This is a genomic window from Actinophytocola xinjiangensis (assembly GCF_001921215.1).
Taxonomy (GTDB): domain Bacteria; phylum Actinomycetota; class Actinomycetes; order Mycobacteriales; family Pseudonocardiaceae; genus Actinophytocola; species Actinophytocola xinjiangensis.
This window is the reverse complement of sequence record NZ_MSIF01000003.1, coordinates 436,998-458,619: the sequence shown is the minus strand read 5'-3', so window position 1 is coordinate 458,619 and position 21,622 is coordinate 436,998. Positions and strand designations below refer to the sequence as shown.

The following is a 21,622-nucleotide window of genomic DNA, read 5'->3' as shown; positions in this document are numbered from 1 at the left end:
GTGGTCGCGCGGCGCTGGAAAGCCCACCCGGTGAACCAACGCGGCGAACCGGCGAGGTGACGATGACTGGTTTCCATGGGCCCGGCGGCTCCGGCGCCAGCCCGTTCGACGACTTCCTGGCCCAGTTCTTCGGCGGGCGCTCCGGCGGGCGACCCCAACCGATCGACATCACCAGGTTCCTCAGCGAACAGGCCAGGAGCGTGGTCGCCGAGGCGGCGACCCAGACCGCCCGGTGGGGCCGCACCGACTTGGACACCGAGGAACTGCTGTGGGCGGCGCTGCGCCACCCGGGGATCCACGACCTGGTCGCCGACACCGGCGCCGACCCCGACGAGCTGTCCCGCCGGATCGAGGAGCAGTCACGGGCCGGCGACCCCCGGGAGGGCACCGTCCGACTGACCCCGGCCAGCAAACGCACCCTGCTCGACGCCCACCAGATCTCCCGCGGTCTCGGCGCCTCCTACATCGGCCCCGAGCACCTGCTGCTGGCGCTGGCCGCCAACCCCGACTCGGTCGCCGGCCGGATGCTGGCCGACGCGAAGGTCACCCCGGAGACGATCGCCGGCCAGGGCCGCGACGGCGCCGGTGCCCGCCCGTCGGGCACCGAGACCCTCGACCAGTTCGGCCGCGACCTCACCGAGCAGGCGCGGGCCGGCGGCCTGGACCCGGTTGTGGGCCGCGACACCGAGATCGAGCAGACCGTCGAGGTGCTGTCCCGGCGGCGCAAGAACAACCCGGTGCTGATCGGTGAGGCCGGGGTCGGCAAGACGGCGATCGTCGAGGGCCTCGCCCAGCGGATCGCCGACGACGACGTGCCGGACACGCTGACCGGCCGCCGGGTCGTGCAGCTGGACCTGACGGCGATGGTCGCCGGAACCCGCTACCGGGGTGACTTCGAGGAGCGGATGAACACGCTGCTGGAGGAGATCCGGGCGCACAGCAGCGAGTTGATCGTGTTCATCGACGAGCTGCACACGGTCGTGGGCGCCGGCGCCGCCGAGGGCGCGATGGGTGCCGGCAACATCCTCAAACCGGCGCTGGCCAAGGGCGAGCTGCACATCGTCGGCGCCACCACGCTCGACGAGTACCGCACCAACATCGAGAAGGATCCCGCGCTGGAGCGCCGGTTCCAGCCGATCCTGGTGCCCGAGCCGTCGGTCGAGGACACCGTCCGGATCCTGCGCGGCCTGCGCGACCGGTACGAGGCCCACCACCAGGTCCGGTTCACCGACGACGCGCTGGACGCGGCCGCCAACCTCGCCGACCGCTACGTCACCGACCGGTTCCTGCCGGACAAGGCCATCGACCTGATGGACCAGGCGGGGGCCAGGGTCAGGCTGCGGCTGCGCCGGGGCACGAACAAGGCCCGCGACCTCCAGGAACGGCTGGAGCGGCTGTACCGGGAGAAGGACTACGCGGTCGCCGACGAGGACTACGAGCGCGCAACGGCCCTGCGCGACGAGATCTCGGCCGTGCGCTCGGACCTGGACCGCGCCCGCGTGGACGACCACCCGCAGGACGTGCCCGAGGTCGGCACCGAGGACATCGCCGACGTCGTCTCCGGTCTCACCGGCATCCCGGTCCGCCAGCTCACCCAGCAGGAGCGGGAACGGCTGCTGGAGCTGGACGAGTACCTGCACCGCCGGGTCGTCGGCCAGGACGAGGCGGTGGCCGCGGTCGCCGAGGCCGTGCGCCGGTCGCGGACCGGGATGGCCGAGCCCAACCGGCCATCGGGCAGCTTCCTGTTCCTCGGTCCGACCGGTGTCGGCAAGACCGAGCTGGCCCGCACCCTCGCCGAGGCACTCTTCGGCGACGAGAGCCACCTGATCCGGCTGGACATGAGCGAGTACGGCGAGCGGCACACGGTCAGCCGGCTGATCGGCGCGCCGCCCGGGTACGTCGGGTACGAGGAGGCCGGCCAGCTGACCGAGGCGGTGCGGCGCAGGCCGTACTCGGTGGTCCTGCTGGACGAGATCGAGAAGGCGCACGCCGAGGTGTTCAACATCCTGTTGCAGGTCCTCGACGACGGCCGGCTCACCGACGGCCGGGGCCGCACGGTGGACTTCACCAACACCGTCCTGGTGATGACCAGCAACCTGGGCTCGGAGCTGATCACCGCCGGTACGCGCGGCGCGCTGGGCTTCACCCCGGCCGACGAGGGCGACACCGACCGCCAGCTGCGGGACCGGCTGATGCGCGTGCTGCGGGACTCGTTCCGCCCGGAGTTCCTCAACCGGATCGACGAGATCATCGTGTTCCGCCGGCTGGAGCAGGAGCAGCTGTCCCAGATCACCAGGCTGATGCTGGAGCAGACGACCCGCCGCGCCCACGCGCAGGACATCGCTCTGGAGTTCACCGACGCCGCGGTGGCGTGGCTGAGCCGGCGCGGTCACCAGCCAGAGTTCGGCGCCCGGCCCATGCGCCGCACCATCCAGCGGGAGGTCGACAACCGCCTGTCCCGGATGATGCTCGACGGCACCCTGGAGCCGGGGACCCGCGTGCTGGTGGACACCGACGGCGACGAGCTGCGCTTCGACACGACCGTGCTGGCCCCGACGGGCTGAGGCCGTTCCGGTCGGCGCACTCCAGGAGGGGGATCCGGCGATCGCCGGATCCCCCTCCTGGAGTGACCGCCGTGTGGTCAGTCGATGCCGCGCAGGACGGCGGCGTTGTCCAGCTGGTCGGTGTCGTCGTCGCCGAGCCTGGTGGTGCGGCACCAGACGGCGAAGGCGGAGCGGATGTCCTGGGTGGGTGGTGGATCGTCGGGAGGCTGGGGGAGGCCTTGGTCGGTGGCCATGTCGGGTCCCTCCTCGGGTGCCGGTGCGGCGCGGGTCAGACCCGGTCGCGAACCTCGGTCGCTCCGGCCTGGCGGGCGCAGTGCGCGCAGCAGAAGAACTGGCCACCGGCCTGGACGCCGTGGCCGATGACCTTGCACTTGCAGTGTTCGCAGACCGGGGCCATGAGGTGGATGGCGCACTCGAAGCTGTCGAACACGTGAACGTCTCCCTGGGCATGTACCTCGAACGCCATGTCGTACTCGTTGCCGCAGACCTCGCAGATCTGCCGGCTCGTGTCGGTAGCGGTCATGAGGGACAGGTACCCGGTCGGGCTCTGGGTAATCGCGGTGTCACCCGACGATCGGTCAGTGACAGGTCCACAGTAGACACACGAGGGAGTCTCGGCGATTTGGGAGCGCTCCCAGAGGCGACGATAGCGCGTTCGGCGTCCTCACGGAAGACCGAACGGGGCAGCGGCCGTCAGGCCGATTCGCGGCAGATCAGCTCCGTCGGCAGGATGACCGGTTTGAGCTGGGCGTCCTGGTCGCGCAGTTGCGTGATGAGCAGTTCGGCCACCTTGCGGCCCATCTGCTGGGCCGGCTGGCTCACGCTGGTGAGCAGCGGATTGGTGTTGCGGGCGAGCTCGGAGTCGTCGAAGCCGATGACCGAGACGTCCTCGGGGACCCGGCGCCCTGCCGTCCACAGCGCGCGCAGCGCCCCGGCGGCCATCGGGTCGCTGGCGGCGAACACGGCGTCCAGGTCGGGGTCGCGGGCGAGCAGTTCGCGCATCGCCGCCTCGCCGCTGGCCTGCCCGAAGTCACCCTGGGCAACGAGCTTGGTGACCCCGCGCTTGCCGCGCAGGGCGGCGCGGTAGCCACTGAGCCGGTCGAGCCCGGCAGCCATGTCGCGGGGTCCGGTGATGGTCGCGATCCGGCGCCGGCCCTGCCGGTAGAGGTACTCGGTGGCGGTGCGCGCCCCGGCCTCGTTGTCGGCGTCGACGTAGGGGATGTCGCCGGTGTCGGTGACCGGCCGGCCGATGAGCGCGACCGGCGCGCCGGCGGCGACCAGGTTCTGCGGCAACGGATCGTCGCCGTGCAGGGAGATCAGCATGACGCCGTCGACGTGTCCGTTTCGTACCAACTGTTCCACGCGGTCGTGCTGGCGGGCCGTGCTGGCCATGACCAGGTTGAGCTGCAGTGCCGTGGTGGACAGTTCCTGGCTGATGCCGCGCACGATGCTGGCGAAGAACGGCTCGTTGAAGACCCGGTCCTCCGACTCGGACACCACCAGCAGGACGGTGTCGCTGCGCTGGGTGACCAGGCTGCGGGCGGCGTGGTTGGGGACGTAGCCGAGTTTGCGGATGGCGTCCCGGACCGCCTTGAGGGCGTAGGGGCTCACCTCCAGCGATCCGTTGACCACACGCGAGGCCGTGCCTCGCGAGACGTTCGCCTCGACCGCCACCTGTTCCAGCGTGGGGCGCCCGCTTGTCCGGGTCCGACCCTTGCCCGCCATGCTCTTCTCCCGCGCTCCGCCGTGCCCCGACGCCTGCCCAATAATACTGGGAGCCTTCCCACGGGTCCGTTTCTTGACTCAATGTGATGAATGCCCCACACTGGGGCAGCGATTTGGGAACGCTCCCATCCACCTTTCGCCCTCGTCTGGGAGGTCTGGATGGAGCTCAGGAAGTGGTTCGCCGTCGCGGCCGCGGCGCTCTGCGCGAGCGCACTGGCGTCGCCCGGTCCCGTTGCCGCGGCCCCGGAGGACTCGGTGTTCTATGTGGACCCGGAAACCAACGCCGCCCGCTGGGTGGCCGCCAACCCGAACGATTCCCGGATGCCCGTGATCCGGGACAGGATAGCGACCCAACCGCAGGCCCGCTGGTTCACCACCACGAACACCGGCACCGTCAGGTCCCAGGTGGACTCATTGGTCGGTGGCGCGGCGGCGGCGGGGAAAATCCCGATTCTCGTCGTGTACAACATCCCCAACCGCGACTGCGGCGGTGCCTCCGGTGGCGGTGCCCCGTCCCACACGGCGTACCGCGCCTGGGTCGACGAGGTCGCGGCCGGTCTGGCCGGGCGCGCCGCGTACATCGTGCTGGAGCCGGACGTGCTGCCGTTGATGACGAACTGCCAGTCGCCGGCGGAACAGGCCGAGACCTCGGCGTCGATGGCGTACGCGGGGAAGCGGCTGAAGGCCGGCTCCGGCCAGGCGCGGGTGTTCTTCGACATCGGTCACTCCGCGTGGTTGGCACCCGGGGAGGCGGCTGACCGCCTGCGGGCGGCCGACGTCTCGGGAAGCGCCGACGGCATCTCGACCAACGTCTCCAACTACCGGACGACAGCCGATGAGACGGCGTTCGCCGGTGCCGTACTCGAGGCGTTGGGGGATTCCCGGTTGCGGGCCGTGATTGACACCAGCCGGAACGGGAACGGGCCTGACGGGAGTGAGTGGTGTGATCCGCCCGGGCGTGCCGTGGGGGTGTCCAGTACGACGGAGACCGGGGATTCGCGGATCGCTGCTTATCTGTGGGTGAAGTTGCCGGGGGAGGCTGACGGGTGTATCGCGCCGGCTGGGGAGTTTGTTCCTGATCGGGCCTATTCGCTAGCTGTTTCCTGAGTTGGCTCCGGGTCGGGGTCGTGGGTTCCCTGGTGGTGTGGGCACTCGCGACCCCGGCCCGAAGCGCCCGAAACCCGAGAAAAAGAAACCGGCCGCCCCGAAGGGCGACCGGCTCACCAACCTACTGGAAATTCACGTCAGAACAGTTGAAGAACCCTTCGGGACTGTCCGACCGCTCCCACACGGAATAGATGATGTGCCGCCCACTCTTGTTGGGCATGGTCGCCGGCCACGTGTACTCCGGCCCGTGCGGCCCGTTCCCGTTCACCGGCGGATTCGTCACCTGGTGCCAGAACTCGAGGTCGTCCCAGCTCAGTGGCTGCCCGGGATCCCAACCGTCCTTCGTCACGTACTGGTACCAGGTTCCGGGGTGGCGGGCCCAGGCGTTGTACCGGATGGTCACGTTCGCGCCGGCCTGGACGTTGGTCGTGGGCCAGTCGGTTCGGGCCAGGCGGTAGGCGGCGTACTTGTCCGACGGGCCGCAGAGGGTCCCGTCGGCCAGGTTGGGCCACCCTGTGCCGATGTTCGGCAGCAGGTTCCCGAACCAGTCCCACAGCGGCTGTTTGCCGCCCTGCGCGATCGCCGCCTGGCAGGCGGGATTGCTGGGGTTCAGGTCCCCGTTCCCGCCTTCCAGGCCATTGACGTAGCACGCATAGGTCCTGGTCGCGGGGAAGGTCAGGCCGCCGTGGGCCGAGGCCGTCGGCCCCGGTATCACCACCAGCAGCGTGGCCGCGAGGCTCGCGACCGCGCCCAGCACGGCGGCCTTGCGTCTGGTCAACACATCGCCCTCCTTCGTTGGAGTTCAATGTGGGAGCGCTCCCAAATACCCAGGGTACCTGTTGCTGTCAACCGGGCGCACTACGCCTGTGTCGAGGCGTTGACACCGCTCGTGATCAACTGCTAACAATTTGTTTACCAAATGTGGGAGCGCTCCCAGATTCCCACGACCCTGCACACGCTCGTTGATGCTGGCCGAGGAGCTTGAGATGAGACGTAGAAGACTTGGTATGGGAGCGCTCCCAGTCATCGCCGCCGTCGGGGCGCTCACGCTGGCCACTCCGGTCGTCGCCGTTCCGCTGCGGTCCGATGCGGACGCCGCCGCGCCGGCCGTGCTGGACGTTCCTGGCATGGACGCCCAGTCCGTCGACCGGTTCCTGGAGCTGTACGAGAAGATCAAGGACCCGGCCAACGGGTACTTCAGCGACCACGACCCGCCCGTGCCCTACCACTCCGTCGAGACCCTCATCGTCGAGGCACCCGACTACGGGCACGTCACCACCTCGGAGGCCTTCAGCTACTGGGTCTGGCTCGAGGCCCAGTACGGCCGGGTCACCGGCGAATGGGACCGCTTCAACGAGGCCTGGGCCTCCATGGAGAAGCACATCATTCCCGAGGCCAACGAACAGCCGGGCAACTCCGGCTACAACCCGAACGACCCGGCGACCTACGCCCCCGAGCACGACACCCCGCAGGAGTACCCCGCCCAGCTCGACTTCGACGTCCCGGTCGGTCAGGACCCGATCGCCGACGAGCTGAGCGGCACCTACGGCAACGACGACATCTACGGCATGCACTGGCTGCTCGACGTCGACAACCGTTACGGCTACGGCAACTGCGGCGACGGCACCAGCAGCCCCGCCTACATCAACACCTTCCAGCGCGGCCCCGAGGAGTCCACCTGGGAGACCGTGCCGCACCCCTCGTGCGACACCTTCGCCCACGGCGGGCCCAACGGCTACATCGACCTGTTCGTCGGCGACCAGCAGTACGCGCGGCAGTGGCGCTACACCAACGCCCCGGACGCCGACGCCCGCGCGGTCCAGGCCGCCTACTGGGCGCTGACCTGGGCCACCGCCCAGGGCAACCAGGGCCAGATCTCCGACACGGTCGCCAAGGCCGCGAAGATGGGCGACTACCTGCGCTACTCGATGTACGACAAGTACTTCAAGCGCGTCGGCAACTGCGTCGGGCCGGACACCTGCCCCGGCGGTACCGGCAAGAACAGCGCGCACTACCTGATGTCCTGGTACTACGCCTGGGGCGGCGGCGCCGACGGCGGCTGGGCGTGGCGGATCGGCTCCAGCCCGTCGCACTTCGGCTACCAGAACCCGATGGCCGCCTGGGCACTGTCCAGTGTGGACCAGTTGAAGCCGAGGTCGCCCAGCGCCGCCGGTGACTGGGACACCAGCCTCGACCGGCAGCTGGAGTTCTACCGGTGGTTGCAGTCCGCCGAGGGCGGCATCGCCGGTGGCGCCACCAACAGCTGGAACGGCCGCTACGACCAGCCGCCGACCGGGCACTCCACCTTCTACGGCCTGTACTACGACTGGCAGCCGGTCTACCACGACCCGCCGAGCAACCGGTGGTTCGGCATGCAGACGTGGTCCATGCAGCGGATGGCGGAGCTGTACTACGCGACCAGCAACGCCGACGCCGGCGCCCTGCTCGACAAGTGGGTCGACTGGGCGATGGCCAACACCACCGTCGACCCGGCCGCCGGGACCTGGCAGGTGCCGGCCGAGCTCGGCTGGAGCGGCCAGCCCGACACCTGGGACCCGGCCAACCCCGGCGGCAACGCCGGTCTGCACGTCGAGGTCACCTCCCGCAACCAGGACCTGGGTGTCACGGCCGCGCTGGCCAGGACCCTCATGTACTACGCGGCGGAGTCCGGTGACACCGACGCCCAGCAGATGGCCGGCGACCTGCTGGAGGCCATGTGGGCCAACCAGGACGACCTGGGCATCTCCGTCGAGGAGCAGCGCGCGGACTACAGCCGCTTCGGCGACGAGGTGTACGTGCCGCAGGGCTGGACGGGCACCATGCCCAACGGTGACCAGATCGAGAACGGCGCGACGTTCACCTCGCTGCGCTCCTGGTACGCCGATGACCCGGACTATCCGCAGGTCGAGGCGTACGTGAACGGCGAAGGACCCGCGCCGACGTTCCGGTACCACCGGTTCTGGGCACAGGCCGACATCGCGATGGCGATGGCCGACTTCGGGCTGCTGTTCGACTGATACCCCGGGCGGGGCCGGGATCTTCCTCGCCGCCGGCCCCGCCCGGTCTCCACCTCGCACGTCCCGTTCTCACCGTCGAGAAAGGACCGCTGGCATGCGTGTTCGGACGATCGTCGCCACGGTGTCGCTCGTGGCCGGTGCCCTGGTCGCCGCGCCGGCCACCTCGGGCGCGCGGTCAGCGGGCTTCAACTACGGGGAGGCGCTGCAGAAGTCGCTCTGGTTCTACGAGGCGCAGCAGTCCGGTGAGCTTCCCTCGTGGAACCGGGTCGGCTGGCGCGGGGACTCGGCGACCGCCGACGGGTCCGATGTGGACCTCGACCTGACCGGCGGCTGGTACGACGCCGGCGACCACGTCAAGTTCGGCTTCCCGATGGCCGCGTCGGCCACGATGCTCGCCTGGGGCGCGGTCGAGTACCGCGACGCCTACGCCGCCGCCGGTCAGCTCGACGAGCTGACCAACAACCTGCGCTGGGTCAGCGACTATCTGGTCCGCGCGCACCCGGCGCCCACCGTGCTGTACGGCCAGGTCGGCAACGGCGGCACCGACCACGCCTGGTGGGGCCCGGCCGAGGCGATGGCCATGGCCCGCCCGTCCTACCGGATCGACGCCACCTGCGGCGGCTCGGACCTGGCCGGGGAGACCGCCGCCGCGCTGGCCGCGACCTCGATGGTGCTGCGCCCGACCGACCCCGGCCGCGCCGACACCCTGGTCACCCACGCCCGCCAGCTCTACACCTTCGCCGACACCGTGCGCGGCAAGTACTCCGACTGCATCCGCGACGCCGCCAACTACTACAACTCGTGGAGCGGCTACCAGGACGAGCTGGTGTGGGCGGCGGCCTGGCTGCACCGCGCGACCGGCGAGGCCGCCTACCTGGCCAAGGCCGAGGCCGAGTACGACCGGTTGAGCACCGACCCGGCCACCGGCCACCGCTCCTACAAGTGGACGATCGCCTGGGACGACAAGTCCTACGGCGCCTACGTCCTGCTCGCGATGCTCACCGGCGACGAGCGTTACGTCGCCGACGCCAACCGCTGGCTGGACTACTGGACCGTCGGTGTCGACGGCCAGCGGGTGCCGTACTCGCCGGGCGGCCAGGCGGTGCTCGACCGCTGGGGTTCGCTGCGTTACGCCGCCAACACCGCCTTCGCCGCGCTGGTCTACAGCGACTGGACCACCGACGCGACCCGCAAGGCGCGCTACCACGACTTCGCCGTCGGCCAGATCGACTACGCGCTGGGCGACAACCCGCGCGGTGGCTCGTTCCTCGTCGGTTTCGGTGACGACCCGCCGCGCAACCCGCACCACCGCACGGCCCACGGCTCGTGGTCCAACAGCATCCAGTCGCCGGCCCAGACCCGGCACGTGCTCTACGGCGCGCTGGTCGGCGGGCCGCCGCAGCCCAACGACCAGTACGTCGACGACCGCAACGACTACGTGATGAACGAGGTCGCCACCGACTACAACGCCGGGTTCACCGGCGCGCTGGCCCGGCTGTACCAGGAGTACGGCGGCGCGCCGCTGGCGAACTTCCCGCCGGCCGAGCAGCCCGACGGGCCCGAGCTGTACCTGCAGGCCGCCGTCAACTCGGCCGGCGCGAACTACACCGAGATCAAGACCTACGTGGTGAACCGGTCGGCCTGGCCGGCGAGGGTCCTCGACGACGGCTCGTTCCGCTACTACTTCACCCTCGACGGCGACACCACCCCCGACCAGCTCACGCTGACCGCGCACTACAACCAGTGCTCGCCGCCGACCGGTCCGGTCCAGCACGCCGGGCGGGTGTACTACGTCGAGGTCGACTGCGCCGGCCAGGTCATCTCACCGGCGGGACAGTCCGAGCACCGCCGGGAGATCCAGTTCCGCATCACGAGCTCCGGCACCTGGAACCCGGCCGACGACTGGTCCTATCAGGACGTCGCCCAGCAGCCCGGTGCCACGCCGGTGACCGTCGAGTCGATGACGTTGCGCGACGGCACCACCCAGGTCTGGGGCCAGGCCCCGGACCTGCCATGAACCCCCACCAATGGAGGAGAGAATGAACCGTAAGGTCCACAACGGACGAACTCGATCGCGCCCGCGTGGGGCGCTGGCTGCGGCCGCGGCGATGTCGGTGGTCGCCGGACTTCTGACCTTCGGCGCAGAGGCCACAGCCGAAAAAACCGATGACGTGACCACCGCACGGGTCGACAACCCGTACGAGGGCGCCCAGGTCTACGTGAACCCGGACTGGTCGGGGCGGGCCAGCCAGGGCGGCGGCTCGGCGATCGCCGACGAGCCGACGTTCGTGTGGATGGACCGCACCGCCGCGATCAACGGCACCGAGGGCGCCCGCGGCCTGCGCGCGCACCTGGACACGGCCCTGGACCAGGGCGCTGACCTGTTCCAGGTCGTGATCTACAACCTGCCGGGCCGCGACTGCTCCGCGCTGGCGTCCAACGGCGAACTGCCGGCCGACGCCATCGACCGGTACCAGACCGAGTACATCGACCCGATCGCCGAGATCCTGGGCGACCCGGCCTACGCCAACCTGCGGATCGTCACGGTGGTCGAGATCGACTCGCTGCCGAACCTGATCACCAACGTGGCGCCGCGTGAGACGCAGACCGAGAACTGCAACACGATGAAGGCCAACGGCAACTACCAGAAGGGTGTCGGCTACGCGCTGGGCGCGCTCGGCGCGCTGCCCAACGTCTACAACTACATCGACATCGGCCACCACGGCTGGCTCGGCTGGGACGACAACTTCGAGCCCTTCGCCGACCTGGTGATGAACGAGACCGTGACCAACAACGGCGCCTCGCCCGAGGACGTGCACGGCTTCGTGTCCAACGTGGCCAACTACGGCGTGCTGCACGAGGAGCACTTCGACGCCAACACGGTGATCGGCGGCCGGCCGGTGCGCGAGGCGTCGGACTGGGTCGACTGGAACCGCTACGTCGACGAGGTCTCCTACGCCAAGGCCTACGGCGAGCTGTTCTCGCAGCGGTTCGGCCGGCGGATCAGCATGCTGATCGACACCTCGCGCAACGGCTGGGGCGGCGCCGACCGCCCGAGCGGCCCGAGCTCGTCGACCGACCCGAACACCTTCGTCGAGGAGTCGCGCATCGACGGCCGGATCCACACCGGCAACTGGTGCAACCAGTCCGGTGCCGGCATCGGTGAGCGGCCGACCGCCTCGCCGGAGGAGGGCATCGACGCGTTCGTGTGGGTCAAGCCGCCGGGGGAGTCGGACGGTTCCAGCGAGGAGATCCCCAACGACGAGGGCAAGGGCTTCGACCGGATGTGTGACCCCACCTACGAGGGCAACCCGCGCAACGGCAACAACATGTCGGGTGCGTTGGCGGATGCCCCGTTGTCCGGTCACTGGTTCCAGGCCCAGTTCAGTGAGCTGGTCCAGAACGCCTACCCGCCGCTGTAGTCCAGCGCTGTGAACCGGCACTGACCGAACAGCCTCCTGCCGAACGTCCCCGGCAGGAGGCTGTTCCCCTGGACCCACCGGTGGGAGTCGGGGGACCCGCGGCGCGTTCCGCCCGGTCCGGCGAAGCACGGTTCGCCGGCGCCGGAGGGCGCGTCGCGGGGCCGCGCCCTCAGGCGTCGATCAGGGTCTGGAGCCGCGGGGCGTAGTGCTCGACCAGCTCGTCGACGGTCAGCGCGGTCAGGCCCGGCAGGCGCAGCGCCACCCGCACGGCGCCGAGGCCGATGAGCTGGGCGCAGATCAGGTCGGCGCGCAGTTGGGCGTCGCCGCCGGACAGGCGGGTGGCCAGCGGCGCGACGACGTGCTGCTGGAAGGAGGCGGCGAAGTCCTCGCCGTTGGGCCGGAAGGCGGTGAGCACGGCCCTCAGGAACGGGTCGGACTGGGCGCGGTCGTGCAGGTCGCACAGCGTGCGGACCAGGTGTTCGCCCAGCCGGTCCAGCTCGCAGTCCAGCAGCGCGGTGGCCTCGGTCTCGAACGAGACCGCCTCGGCGAACAGGTTCTCCTTGGTGCCGAAGTACTTCACCACCAGCGCCGCGCTCACCCCGCAGTCCAGGGCGATGTCCCGCAGGCCGACCTCGGCGAAGGTCCGCTGGCCGAAGCGGCGCCGGGCCGCGCGCAGGATCGCGTCCCTGGTCTGGCCAGGCACTTCGGCCGTGCTCATGGCGGGTGAGCCTACCGACTCGCGAGGTCGGCGTCCTGGTCACCGTCGAGGCGGGCCTCGTCGGTGACGTCGCGCCCGGCGCGGCGGATCGCGAACGCGACCGACCCGGCGAGCACGGCGGCGGCCAGCGCCCCGGCGGCGCCGATCCAGTAGGTCAGCTCGAAGCCGGTGGCCGAGGCGACCTCGGTGCCGTCGACGTCCATGGTGAAGATCGCCAGGAACGTGCCGCCCAGGGCCGCGCAGGTGCTGGTGCCGATGGTGCGCAGCAGGGCGTTGAGGCTGTTGGCCGACGCGGTCTCGGTGTTGGGCACCCAGTTCATGATCAGCGTCGGCATCGCGGAGAAGCACAGCGCCGAGCCGGTGGACAGCACCAGCAGCAACGGCATCAGCAGCGCCAGGTGGCCGGGCAGGGTCGTCATCGCCACGTTGCCGACGAGCATCAGCAGCGCGCCGCACAGCAGCGTGACGTGCGCGCCCCGCCGGGCCGACAGCTTGGCCGACAGCGGCGAGAACACCAGGATGCCCAGGCCCATCGGCACCATGCACACCCCGCCGACCAGCACCGACGCGCCGTGGCCGTAGCCGGTCTCCAGCGGGGCCTGCAACTGGAGCGGGGTGAGCATGAACGAGGCGAACATGGCCAGCCCGATCAGCGGCGTGGCCAGGTTGGTCAGCAGCACCACCGGGCGGCTGGAGGTGCGCAGGTCGACCAGCGGCGAGCGCACCCACAGCTGGTGGACCGACCACAGGGCGAGCACCCCGGCCGAGCCGCAGAACAGGCCGATCGTCGCGGCGCTGCCCCAGCCCCAGCGCGAGCCCTGGGAGATCGCCAGCAGCAGGCACACCAGGCCGGTGGCCAGGCCAGCGGCGCCGACGAAGTCGAATCGGCCGGAGGCCCGCATCGGTGATTCCGGCACGAACACCAGCACCAGCACGAGCACCGCCAGTGACACGACGGTCGCCGCCCAGAACACCGCGTGCCAGTCCATCAGCGCGGCGATCACGCCCGACAGCGGCATGCCGATCGCGCCGCCGACCCCCAGGGTGGAGCTCATGGTGGCGGTGCCGGCCATCACCCGGCTCGGCGGCAGCATGTCCTTGAGGATGCTGATGCCCAGCGGCAGCACGCCGAAGGAGGCCCCCTGCAACAGTCGCCCGACCAGCAGCGACCCGAACGACCAGCTCAGCGCGCCGAGCAGCGAGCCGACGGTCATCAGGCCGAGTGAGCAGACCAGCATCCGCCGCTTGCCGACCATGTCGGCCAGGCGCCCGGCGACCGGTGCGCAGACCGCGCCGGCCAGCATGGTCACGGTCAGCAGCCAGGACGCGGAGTCCTGGGACAGGCGCAGCTGGCGCGACATCTCCGGCAGCAGCGGCACCACGAGCGTGTGCATCAGGGACACGGTGATGCCGCAGCCACAGAGCACGACCATGAGCCGGCGGGAGCGATCCGCCTGGGGCGGTGAACCAGTGTTCACCCCTGGAGTAAACAGTTGTTCACCCGATGGGGTCAATCAGATATGACGTTGCTCGCGAGCGCGACTCCAGCGGCGGTCAGCCCCGGCTCGTGCGGCATGATGCCTCCCGTGGATCACGGCGAGTCCCTGCGCACGGTCACGGCCACCCGGTACGTCGCGCCGCTGCGCGAGGGCGGCTCACTGCCCGGCCTGGTCGAGGCGGACGACCTCGGCATGTACGTGCTGAAGTTCCGGGGCGCCGGCCAGGGCGTCAAGGCGCTGGTCGCCGAGGTGATCGTGGGGGAACTGGCCCGCCGGCTCGGCCTGCGCGTCCCCGAGATCGTGCTCGCCGACCTCGACCCCCGGCTGTCCAAGGCCGAGCCGGACGAGGAGATCCAGGACCTGCTCGACGCCAGCGGCGGCCTCAACCTCGGCTTCGACTACCTGCCCGGTTCGTTCGACTTCAACCCCAGGGTGCGCGACCCGGGCGCCGACCTGGCCGCCCGCCTGCTCTGGCTCGACGCGCTGGTGCTCAACGTCGACCGCACCTGGCGCAACCCGAACCTGCTGCTCTGGCACCGCGAAGTCTGGCTGATCGACCACGGAGCGTCGCTGTACTTCCACCATCGGTGGGGTCCCGACTGGGTGCCGGCCGCCGAGTACCGCTACGACATCAGCGACCACGTGATGCTCCCGGCCGCCGGCTCGATCGCCGACGCCGACGCCGCCCTGCGCCCGCTGGTCACCGAGGACCTGCTGCGCGAGGTGCTCGCCCTGGTGCCCGACGAGTGGCTGGCCGCCGACCCGGCGTTCGCCTCGGCCGACCAGGTGCGCGCCGCCTACCTCGCCTACTTCGCCCGCCGCCTCGACCAGGCCGCGACCTGGGTGCCGGCCCTGGAGGAGACCCGTGCCGCACGTGTTTGAGTACGCGCTGGTGCGCGCGGTGCCCCGGGCCGAGCGCGGGGAGTTCATGAACGTCGGCGCCATCGTCTACTGCGCACCGCTGCGCTACCTGCGCTGCCGCACCCACCTCGACCCCGCCCGGCTGCGCGCGCTCGACCCGGCCATCGACCTCGACGTGCTGGCCGACGCGCTGGGCTCGTGGAGCCGCTCCTGCGAGGCCGGCGCGACCGCCGAGAGCACCCCCGGCCAGCGGTTCCGCTGGCTCACCGCCCCGCGCAGCACCATCGTGCGGACCTCGCCGGCGCACACCGGCCTCACCGACGACCCGGACGCCGAACTCGACCGGCTGATGGGTACCCATGTCCTGGTCGAGCCAGCACCCTAGGCTTTCGCTGTGGCGAAGTACTTCGACGTGCACCCGGAGAACCCGCAGCGGCGCGCGATCAACCAGGTGGTCGCGATCCTGCGTGACGGTGGGCTGGTCGCCTACCCGACCGACTCCTGCTACGCGCTGGGCTGCCTGACCGACAACAAGGAGGGCGTCGACCGCATCCGCGCGATCCGCCACCTCGACGACCGGCACCACTTCACCCTGGTCTGCCACGACTTCGCCCAGCTCGGCCAGCTCGTCTACCTGCCGAACACGGTCTTCCGCGCGATCAAGGCGGCCACCCCCGGCAGCTACACGTTCATCCTGCCGGCCACCAAGGAGGTCCCGCGCCGGCTGCAGAACGCGAAGAAGAAGACCGTCGGCGTGCGCATCCCCGACCACGTGGTCACCCAGGCCCTGCTCGCCGAGCTGGGGGAGCCGCTGCTGTCCAGCACGCTGCTGCTGCCCGACCACGAGGAGCCGCTCACCCAGGGTTGGGAGATCAAGGAGGAGCTCGACCACGTCGTGGACGCGGTCATCGACTCCGGCGACTGCGGCGTCGAGCCGACCACGGTGATCGACTTCTCCGACGACCAGCCCGAGGTGATCCGCGAGGGCGCCGGCGACCTGGCCCGTTTCGGGGAGCCACTGCGCCGCGGCTGAAAACCGACTCGCGCCGGTCGTTAGGCTCGTGACGCGATGACTGTGCCTTCCCTGAGCCCCGGTGACCTCCGCGCACGCCTGTCCGAGGTGACGCTGCGCGACGAACAACGCCTGGGCCGTCGGCTCGACGGTCTGCGCAAGGTTCGCGACGAGACCGCCCGCCGCGCCCGCCTCGACGAGATCGCCGCCGAGGTCGACCGCGCCGCCCAGCGCGTCGACCGCCGCCGCGCCGCGGTCCCGACGGTCACCTACCCCGACGAGCTGCCGATCAGCCAGCGGCGCGAGGAGGTCAAGAAGGCGATCGCCGAGAACCAGGTCGTGATCGTGGCCGGGGAGACCGGCTCGGGCAAGACCACCCAGCTGCCCAAGATCTGCCTGGAGCTGGGCCGGGGCGTACGCGGGCTGATCGGCCACACCCAGCCCCGCCGGATCGCCGCCCGCACGGTCGCCGAACGCATCGCCGACGAACTCGGCGTGCGCCTGGGCGAGGCCGTCGGCTGGAAGATCCGGTTCACCGACCAGGCCGGCGACGGCACGCTGCTCAAGCTGATGACCGACGGCATCCTGCTCGCCGAGCTCCAGTCCGACCGCCACCTCCGCCAGTACGACACGCTGATCATCGACGAGGCGCACGAGCGCAGCCTCAACGTCGACTTCATCCTCGGCTACCTCAAACAGCTCCTGCCGCGCCGCCCCGACCTCAAGGTCGTCATCACCTCGGCGACCATCGACCCCGAGCGCTTCTCCCGCCACTTCGACGACGCGCCGATCATCGAGGTCTCCGGCCGCACCTACCCCGTCGAGGTCCGCTACCGCCCGGTCGTCGACCCCGACGACCCGGACGCCGACCCCGACCGCGACCAGACCCAGGCGATCCTCGACGCCGTCGACGAGCTGTCCGCCGAAGGCCCCGGCGACGTCCTGGTGTTCCTGTCCGGCGAGCGGGAGATCCGCGACACCGCCGACGCGCTGGAGGCCCAGAAGCGGCCGGACACCGAGATCGTGCCGCTCTACGCCCGACTGTCCTCCGGCGAGCAGCGGCGGGTCTTCCAGCCGCACCGGGGCCGGCGGGTGGTGCTGGCGACCAACGTCGCCGAGACCTCGCTGACCGTGCCGGGCATCAAGTACGTCATCGACCCCGGCTTCGCCCGGATCTCCCGGTACAGCAACCGGTTGAAGGTCCAGCGGCTGCCGATCGAGCCGGTCTCGCAGGCCTCGGCCAACCAGCGCAAGGGCCGCTGCGGGCGCACCTCCGACGGCATCTGCGTGCGCCTCTACGCCGAGGACGACTTCGACGCCCGCCCGGAGTTCACCGACCCGGAGATCCTGCGCACCAACCTCGCCTCGGTCATCCTGCAGATGGCCGCCGCCGACCTCGGCGACATCGCGGCGTTCCCGTTCGTCGAGCCGCCGGACCGCCGGCACATCACCGACGGCATGAACCTGCTCCACGAGCTGGGCGCGCTGGAGTCCTCGACCCGCTCCTCGGACCCCCGGCTGACCCCGCTGGGCCGCAAGCTCGCCCGGCTCCCGGTCGACCCGAGGTTGGCCAGGATGGTGCTGGCCGCGGCCGACAACGGGTGCGTCAGCGAGGTGATGGTGATCGCCGCCGCGCTGTCCATCCAGGACCCGCGCGAGCGGCCGGTGGACAAGCAGGCGCAGGCCGACCAGCAGCACGCGCGGTTCCGCGACCCCGACTCCGACTTCATGAGCTACCTCAACCTGTGGCGCTACCTCACCGAGCAGAAGCGGGACCTGTCGGCCAACCGGTTCCGCCGGCTGTGCCGCGCGGAGTTCCTCAACTACCTGCGGGTGCGGGAGTGGCAGGACGTCGCCGGTCAGCTGCGGCAGATGGCCAAGAGCCTGGACGTCACCGCCAACGACACCCCCGCCGAGCCGGCCGCCGTGCACCAGGCGCTGCTGTCGGGCCTGCTGTCCCACCTGGGGCTCAAGGACCCGGCCGGCAAGGAGTACCTCGGCGCGCGCAACGCGAAGTTCGCGATCTTCCCCGGCTCGGCGCTGTTCCGCAAACAGCCCCGCTGGGTGATGGCCGCCGAGCTGGTCGAGACCTCACGGCTGTGGGGCCGGATCGTGGCCCGCGTCGACCCGGACTGGATCGAGCCGGCCGCCGGGCACCTGGTCCGCCGCAACCACAGCGAGCCGAGGTGGGAGAAGAAACGCGCGGCGGTGATGGCCTCCGAGCGGGTCACCCTGTTCGGCCTGCCGATCGTGGTGGACCGGCCGGTGAACTACGGCCGGATCGACCCCGAGGTGTCCCGCGCGATGTTCATCCGGCACGCGCTGGTGCAGGGGGAGTGGGCCAGCAACCACCCGTTCCTGCGGCGCAACGCCGAGATGCTCGCCGAGGCCGAGGAACTGGAGCACAAGGCCCGCCGCCGCGACATCGTGGTCGACGAGCAGACGCTCTACGAGTTCTACGACGAGCGGGTCGGCAAGGAGGTGGTGTCCGGCCGGCACTTCGACACGTGGTGGAAGAAGACGAAACGGGCCACCCCCGACCTGCTCACCTTCGACCCGTCGATGCTGGTCAACCCGGACGCGGGGGACGTCAGCCGGGACTCCTACCCGGATGCCATGTCGCACAACGACCTGCGCCTGGGTCTGAGCTACCGCTTCGAACCGGGCGAGGCGACCGACGGGGTCACCGTCGAGGTGCCGCTGGCCCTGCTGAACCGGGTCAGCGCCGACGGCCTGCCCTGGCAGGTCCCCGGCCTGCGCGAGGACCTGCTGACCGCGCTGATCCGTTCGCTGCCCAAGCCGCTGCGCCGCAACTTCGTGCCGGTGCCCGACTACGCCGCGGCGCTGCGCGCGCGGCTGGCGGCGGTGCCCGAGCCGTCGTTGGACCAGGTCGCCGGGCTGTTGCGGGAGCTGACCGGGGTGGTCGTCCCGCCCGACGCCTGGCAGCTCGACCAGGTTCCGCAGTACCTGCGCACCACGTTCCAGGTGGTCGACGAGGGCCGGCCGGTGCTGTCCGGCAAGGATCTCGGTGCCCTGAAACGGGAATTGGCCTCGCGGGTGCGCGCGTCGCTGGCCTCCGGCGAGGAGGGCATCACCCGCGAGGGCCTGACCGAGTGGTCGTTCGGCACGCTCGCGCGCAGTGTGTCGCTGCGCCGCGCCGGCCAGCAGGTGACCGCCTACCCGGCGCTGGTGGATACCGGCACGTCGGTGGCGATCCGGCTGTTCGACAGCGAGGCCGAGCAGGCGCGGGCGATGTGGCGCGGCACCCGGCGCCTGCTGCTGCTGACGGTGCCCTCGCCGGTCAAGCAGGTGGTGCGCCGGCTGCCGAACGCGGCGAAGCTCGCGCTGTCGGCCAACCCGCACGGCAGCGTCTCCGGCCTGCTGGAGGACTGCCTCAACGCCGCGGCCGACGAACTGGTCGGCGCGCACGGCGGCCCGGTGTGGGACGCCGACGCGTTCGCCGCGCTGGCCACCTCGGTACGCGGCGGCCTGGCCGACGGGCTGTGGCGCACCCTGGACCGGGTGCGCGCGGTGCTGACCACACACGCCGAGGTGGACGCCGCGTTGGGGCGGATGAACGGGAAGGTCTTCGCCGAGTCGGTGGCCGACATGCGCGCCCAGGTCGCGGCGCTGGTGTTCGACGGGTTCGTCACCGCGACCGGCGTCGCCCGGCTCTCCGATGTGGAGCGCTACCTGCGGGGTGTGTTGCGGCGCCTGGAGAAACTGCCCGAACGCCCGGACCGGGACCGGGAGTGGACCTACGTCGTGCAGGACGCCGCCCAGGCCTACGCGGAGGTACGCGGCCGGCCGGGCGACGACGGCCGGGTGCGCTGGATGATCGAGGAGCTGCGGATCAGCTTCTTCGCCCAGACCCTGGGCACCGCCTACCCGATCTCGGAGAAACGCGTGTACCGGGCGATCGACGACATCAGCTGAACGGTGAGTCCGGTCGCGCCTGGGCGACGCCGTCGACGACGAGGTCGACCTTCTCGTTGTAGAAGCACACCAGCCCGGCGACCTTCTGGCTCTCCGGCAGCGGCGCGCGGTACATCCACACCACGTCCTCGTGCACCGACCGCCCGGTGTCGACCGACCAGTAGCTCGCCGTTCCCTTGTACGGGCAGTGGGATCGGGTCGTCGACGGCGTCAGCAGGTCCAGCCGCACGTCGGTCAGCGGCAGGTAGTAGCGCTGCGGCAGGCTGGTCTCGAACAGGATCCTCGGCTGGCGCGACTCGGCGACGGTGACCCCGTCGACCGACACCACCACGTGCCGCGAACTGGCCAGGACGTCGACCCGCTTGTACGGGTCGCGGGGGTGGACGTAGATCGGCTCGTCCTCCTCCAGCCACTCGTCCATGGCGTCGAACCGCAGCCGCACCAGGTCCTCCAGGCCGGGCAGCCGGCTCGCCGCCCCCGGCACCCGGATCCCGTCGGCGACCACGTCGAACACCACCGGGTCGTCGGTGGGCTCCAGGGTCGCCAGCACGTCGGCCGCCGGCAGGAAGTAGGTCGGGTAGTACGGGATCTCCCAGACCAGGACCGGTCGCGCCGAGTCGGCGACCAGCCGGCCACCGGCGTAGGCCCGAACACGTTTCTGGCTCGTCTCCTGCCGCATGGGATCGAAACTACCCGGAAAACCACTGGACCCGGAGCGCGCTCCAGGTACCACCATCGGTGGACATGACGAACACGTGGACCGGACGACGCACGCTCGGCGCGACCGAGGTCAGTGCGCTCGGCTTCGGCTGCTGGGCGATCGGCGGGCCGTTCGCCGACCGCGACGGCAGGCCGCTGGGCTGGGGAGAGGTGGACGACGACGAGTCCATCCGCGCCGTGCACGCCGGGCTCGACCTCGGCGTGACCTTCTTCGACACCGCCGACGTCTACGGCGCCGGGCACAGCGAGACGGTGCTCGGCCGGGCGCTGCGCGGGCGCCGCGACCAGGTGGTCATCGCCTCCAAGTGGGGCAACGTGATCGACACCGACCGCCGCGTGCTGACCGGCCAGGACGCCTCGCCCGGCCACGTCCGGCGGGCACTGGAGGCCACCCTGCGCAGGCTGGGCACCGACCACCTCGACCTGTACCAGCTGCACCTCGGCGTGCCGGTCGAGCAGGCCCTGCCGCTGCGCGAGGCCTGCGAGGACCTGGTCGCGCAGGGCCTGATCCGGGGCTACGCCTGGAGCACCGACGACCCGGCGAGCGCCGCGGCCTTCGCCGACGGCGAGCACTGCACGGCCGTCCAGCACGAGCTGAGCGTCCTGCACGACGCGCCGGAGATCCTCGACCTGTGTGAGCGCCGGGGCATCGCGTCGGTCAACCGCACCCCGCTGGCGATGGGTCTGCTCGGCCGCCGCACCGCGGCCAGCCCGGCGGCCGGCGCCGACATCCGCACGCGGGCCCCGGAGTGGCTGCGTTTCTTCGCCGACGGCGTGCCGACCCCGGAGTGGGCGGCCAGGGTCGCGGCCCTGCGCGACATCCTCACCAGCGACGGCCGCACCCTCGCCCAGGGCGCCCTCGGCTGGCTGTGGGCCCGCAGCGACGCCACGATCCCGATCCCCGGCTTCCGCACCGTCGCCCAGGCGCGGGAGAACGCCGGTGCCCTGGCCCTGGGCCCGCTGCGTCCCGAGCAGCTGACCGAGATCGCCGGGGTGCTCGCCGCCGCGTGAGGGTCGCCGCCGCCGATTCCCGTAGTGTGG

General features: G+C 71.0%; 17 protein-coding genes. 10 read left to right on the top strand and 7 right to left on the bottom strand.

Annotation, left to right across the window (positions count from 1 at the left end):
* Positions 1-62 precede the first annotated feature (62 nt).
* Complete coding sequence (locus tag BLA60_RS09845; RefSeq protein WP_075132466.1) at positions 63-2,564, top strand: ATP-dependent Clp protease ATP-binding subunit; 2,502 nt, start codon at positions 63-65, stop codon at positions 2,562-2,564.
* 77 nt (positions 2,565-2,641) lie between these two features.
* On the opposite strand, the gene BLA60_RS43095 is transcribed toward BLA60_RS09845, so the two are convergent.
* The 3 genes from BLA60_RS43095 to BLA60_RS09835 all read right to left on the bottom strand — a co-directional run bounded on the left by BLA60_RS43095 (position 2,642) and on the right by BLA60_RS09835 (position 4,238).
* Positions 2,642-2,797 (bottom strand): hypothetical protein, encoded by a 156-nt coding sequence (locus BLA60_RS43095; RefSeq protein ID WP_154814240.1) that lies wholly within the window; start codon positions 2,795-2,797, stop codon positions 2,642-2,644.
* A gap of 35 nt (positions 2,798-2,832) precedes the next feature.
* Positions 2,833-3,087, bottom strand: coding sequence for a hypothetical protein (locus tag BLA60_RS09840; RefSeq protein ID WP_075132465.1), 255 nt, complete (start codon positions 3,085-3,087; stop codon positions 2,833-2,835).
* 170 nt (positions 3,088-3,257) lie between these two features.
* Positions 3,258-4,238 (bottom strand): LacI family DNA-binding transcriptional regulator, encoded by a 981-nt coding sequence (locus tag BLA60_RS09835; RefSeq protein ID WP_245811901.1) that lies wholly within the window; start codon positions 4,236-4,238, stop codon positions 3,258-3,260.
* A gap of 210 nt (positions 4,239-4,448) precedes the next feature.
* Here BLA60_RS09835 and BLA60_RS09830 point away from each other — a divergent pair, with 210 nt between their 5' ends.
* Positions 4,449-5,396 (top strand): glycoside hydrolase family 6 protein, encoded by a 948-nt coding sequence (locus BLA60_RS09830; RefSeq protein WP_084734782.1) that lies wholly within the window; start codon positions 4,449-4,451, stop codon positions 5,394-5,396.
* Between the two features lie 121 nt (positions 5,397-5,517).
* Here BLA60_RS09830 and BLA60_RS09825 read toward each other — a convergent pair whose 3' ends face one another.
* Positions 5,518-6,174 carry a lytic polysaccharide monooxygenase auxiliary activity family 9 protein gene (locus tag BLA60_RS09825; RefSeq protein ID WP_245811900.1) on the bottom strand — a complete coding sequence of 219 codons (657 nt, stop codon included), beginning with the start codon at positions 6,172-6,174 and terminating at the stop codon, positions 5,518-5,520.
* Positions 6,175-6,403: 229 nt separating this feature from the next.
* Here BLA60_RS09825 and BLA60_RS09820 point away from each other — a divergent pair, with 229 nt between their 5' ends.
* The 3 genes from BLA60_RS09820 to BLA60_RS09810 all read left to right on the top strand — a co-directional run bounded on the left by BLA60_RS09820 (position 6,404) and on the right by BLA60_RS09810 (position 11,835).
* On the top strand, positions 6,404-8,413 hold the full coding sequence (locus BLA60_RS09820; protein WP_075132463.1) for a glycoside hydrolase family 48 protein: 2,010 nt from the start codon (positions 6,404-6,406) through the stop codon (positions 8,411-8,413).
* Between the two features lie 94 nt (positions 8,414-8,507).
* On the top strand, positions 8,508-10,430 hold the full coding sequence (locus BLA60_RS09815) for a glycoside hydrolase family 9 protein (protein WP_084734781.1): 1,923 nt from the start codon (positions 8,508-8,510) through the stop codon (positions 10,428-10,430).
* 154 nt (positions 10,431-10,584) lie between these two features.
* Positions 10,585-11,835, top strand: coding sequence for a glycoside hydrolase family 6 protein (locus tag BLA60_RS09810; protein WP_281257425.1), 1,251 nt, complete (start codon positions 10,585-10,587; stop codon positions 11,833-11,835).
* Between the two features lie 169 nt (positions 11,836-12,004).
* On the opposite strand, the gene BLA60_RS09805 is transcribed toward BLA60_RS09810, so the two are convergent.
* Positions 12,005-12,553, bottom strand: a complete 549-nt coding sequence (locus BLA60_RS09805; RefSeq protein ID WP_075132461.1) for a TetR/AcrR family transcriptional regulator — start codon at positions 12,551-12,553, stop codon at positions 12,005-12,007.
* Between the two features lie 11 nt (positions 12,554-12,564).
* Complete coding sequence (locus BLA60_RS09800) at positions 12,565-13,986, bottom strand: MFS transporter (RefSeq protein ID WP_075132460.1); 1,422 nt, start codon at positions 13,984-13,986, stop codon at positions 12,565-12,567.
* A gap of 153 nt (positions 13,987-14,139) precedes the next feature.
* Between BLA60_RS09800 and BLA60_RS09795 the strand changes: the two genes are divergently transcribed.
* Genes BLA60_RS09795 through hrpA form a run of 4 tightly spaced genes read left to right on the top strand, consistent with a single transcriptional unit; the run spans position 14,140 to position 19,861 of the window.
* Positions 14,140-14,934 carry a HipA family kinase gene (locus BLA60_RS09795; protein ID WP_245811899.1) on the top strand — a complete coding sequence of 265 codons (795 nt, stop codon included), beginning with the start codon at positions 14,140-14,142 and terminating at the stop codon, positions 14,932-14,934.
* Positions 14,918-15,298: a DUF3037 domain-containing protein gene (locus BLA60_RS09790; RefSeq protein WP_075132459.1), complete on the top strand. Its 381-nt coding sequence runs from the start codon at positions 14,918-14,920 to the stop codon at positions 15,296-15,298. The genes BLA60_RS09795 and BLA60_RS09790 overlap by 17 nt, the downstream gene beginning before the upstream one ends.
* A 9-nt stretch (positions 15,299-15,307) precedes the next feature.
* Entirely contained in the window at positions 15,308-15,946 is a 639-nt protein-coding gene (locus BLA60_RS09785; RefSeq protein ID WP_075132458.1) for an L-threonylcarbamoyladenylate synthase, read from the top strand.
* 36 nt (positions 15,947-15,982) lie between these two features.
* Complete coding sequence (gene hrpA, locus BLA60_RS09780; protein WP_075132457.1) at positions 15,983-19,861, top strand: ATP-dependent RNA helicase HrpA; 3,879 nt, start codon at positions 15,983-15,985, stop codon at positions 19,859-19,861.
* Here hrpA and BLA60_RS09775 read toward each other — a convergent pair.
* A complete protein-coding gene (locus BLA60_RS09775; protein ID WP_075132456.1) occupies positions 19,854-20,540 on the bottom strand; it encodes a DUF427 domain-containing protein in 687 nt (228 codons plus the stop codon). The two genes, hrpA and BLA60_RS09775, sit on opposite strands and share 8 nt — an antisense overlap.
* Positions 20,541-20,605: 65 nt before the next feature.
* On the opposite strand from BLA60_RS09775, the gene BLA60_RS09770 reads away from it, so the two are divergent.
* Positions 20,606-21,592, top strand: coding sequence for an aldo/keto reductase (locus tag BLA60_RS09770; protein WP_075132607.1), 987 nt, complete (start codon positions 20,606-20,608; stop codon positions 21,590-21,592).
* Positions 21,593-21,622 lie beyond the last annotated feature (30 nt).

What these genes read in the sequence shown, in the direction of transcription:
- BLA60_RS09800 (WP_075132460.1), bottom strand. Translation starts at nt 13,986, where the DNA reads ATGGTCGTGCTCTGTGGCTGCGGCATCACCGTGTCCCTGATGCACACG.
- hrpA (WP_075132457.1), top strand. Translation starts at nt 15,983, where the DNA reads ATGACTGTGCCTTCCCTGAGCCCCGGTGACCTCCGCGCACGCCTGTCC.
- BLA60_RS43095 (WP_154814240.1), bottom strand. Translation starts at nt 2,797, where the DNA reads ATGGCCACCGACCAAGGCCTCCCCCAGCCTCCCGACGATCCACCACCC.
- BLA60_RS09840 (WP_075132465.1), bottom strand. Translation starts at nt 3,087, where the DNA reads ATGACCGCTACCGACACGAGCCGGCAGATCTGCGAGGTCTGCGGCAAC.
- BLA60_RS09775 (WP_075132456.1), bottom strand. Translation starts at nt 20,540, where the DNA reads ATGCGGCAGGAGACGAGCCAGAAACGTGTTCGGGCCTACGCCGGTGGC.
- BLA60_RS09845 (WP_075132466.1), top strand. Translation starts at nt 63, where the DNA reads ATGACTGGTTTCCATGGGCCCGGCGGCTCCGGCGCCAGCCCGTTCGAC.
- BLA60_RS09805 (WP_075132461.1), bottom strand. Translation starts at nt 12,553, where the DNA reads ATGAGCACGGCCGAAGTGCCTGGCCAGACCAGGGACGCGATCCTGCGC.
- BLA60_RS09770 (WP_075132607.1), top strand. Translation starts at nt 20,606, where the DNA reads ATGACGAACACGTGGACCGGACGACGCACGCTCGGCGCGACCGAGGTC.
- BLA60_RS09830 (WP_084734782.1), top strand. Translation starts at nt 4,449, where the DNA reads ATGGAGCTCAGGAAGTGGTTCGCCGTCGCGGCCGCGGCGCTCTGCGCG.
- BLA60_RS09815 (WP_084734781.1), top strand. Translation starts at nt 8,508, where the DNA reads ATGCGTGTTCGGACGATCGTCGCCACGGTGTCGCTCGTGGCCGGTGCC.
- BLA60_RS09820 (WP_075132463.1), top strand. Translation starts at nt 6,404, where the DNA reads ATGGGAGCGCTCCCAGTCATCGCCGCCGTCGGGGCGCTCACGCTGGCC.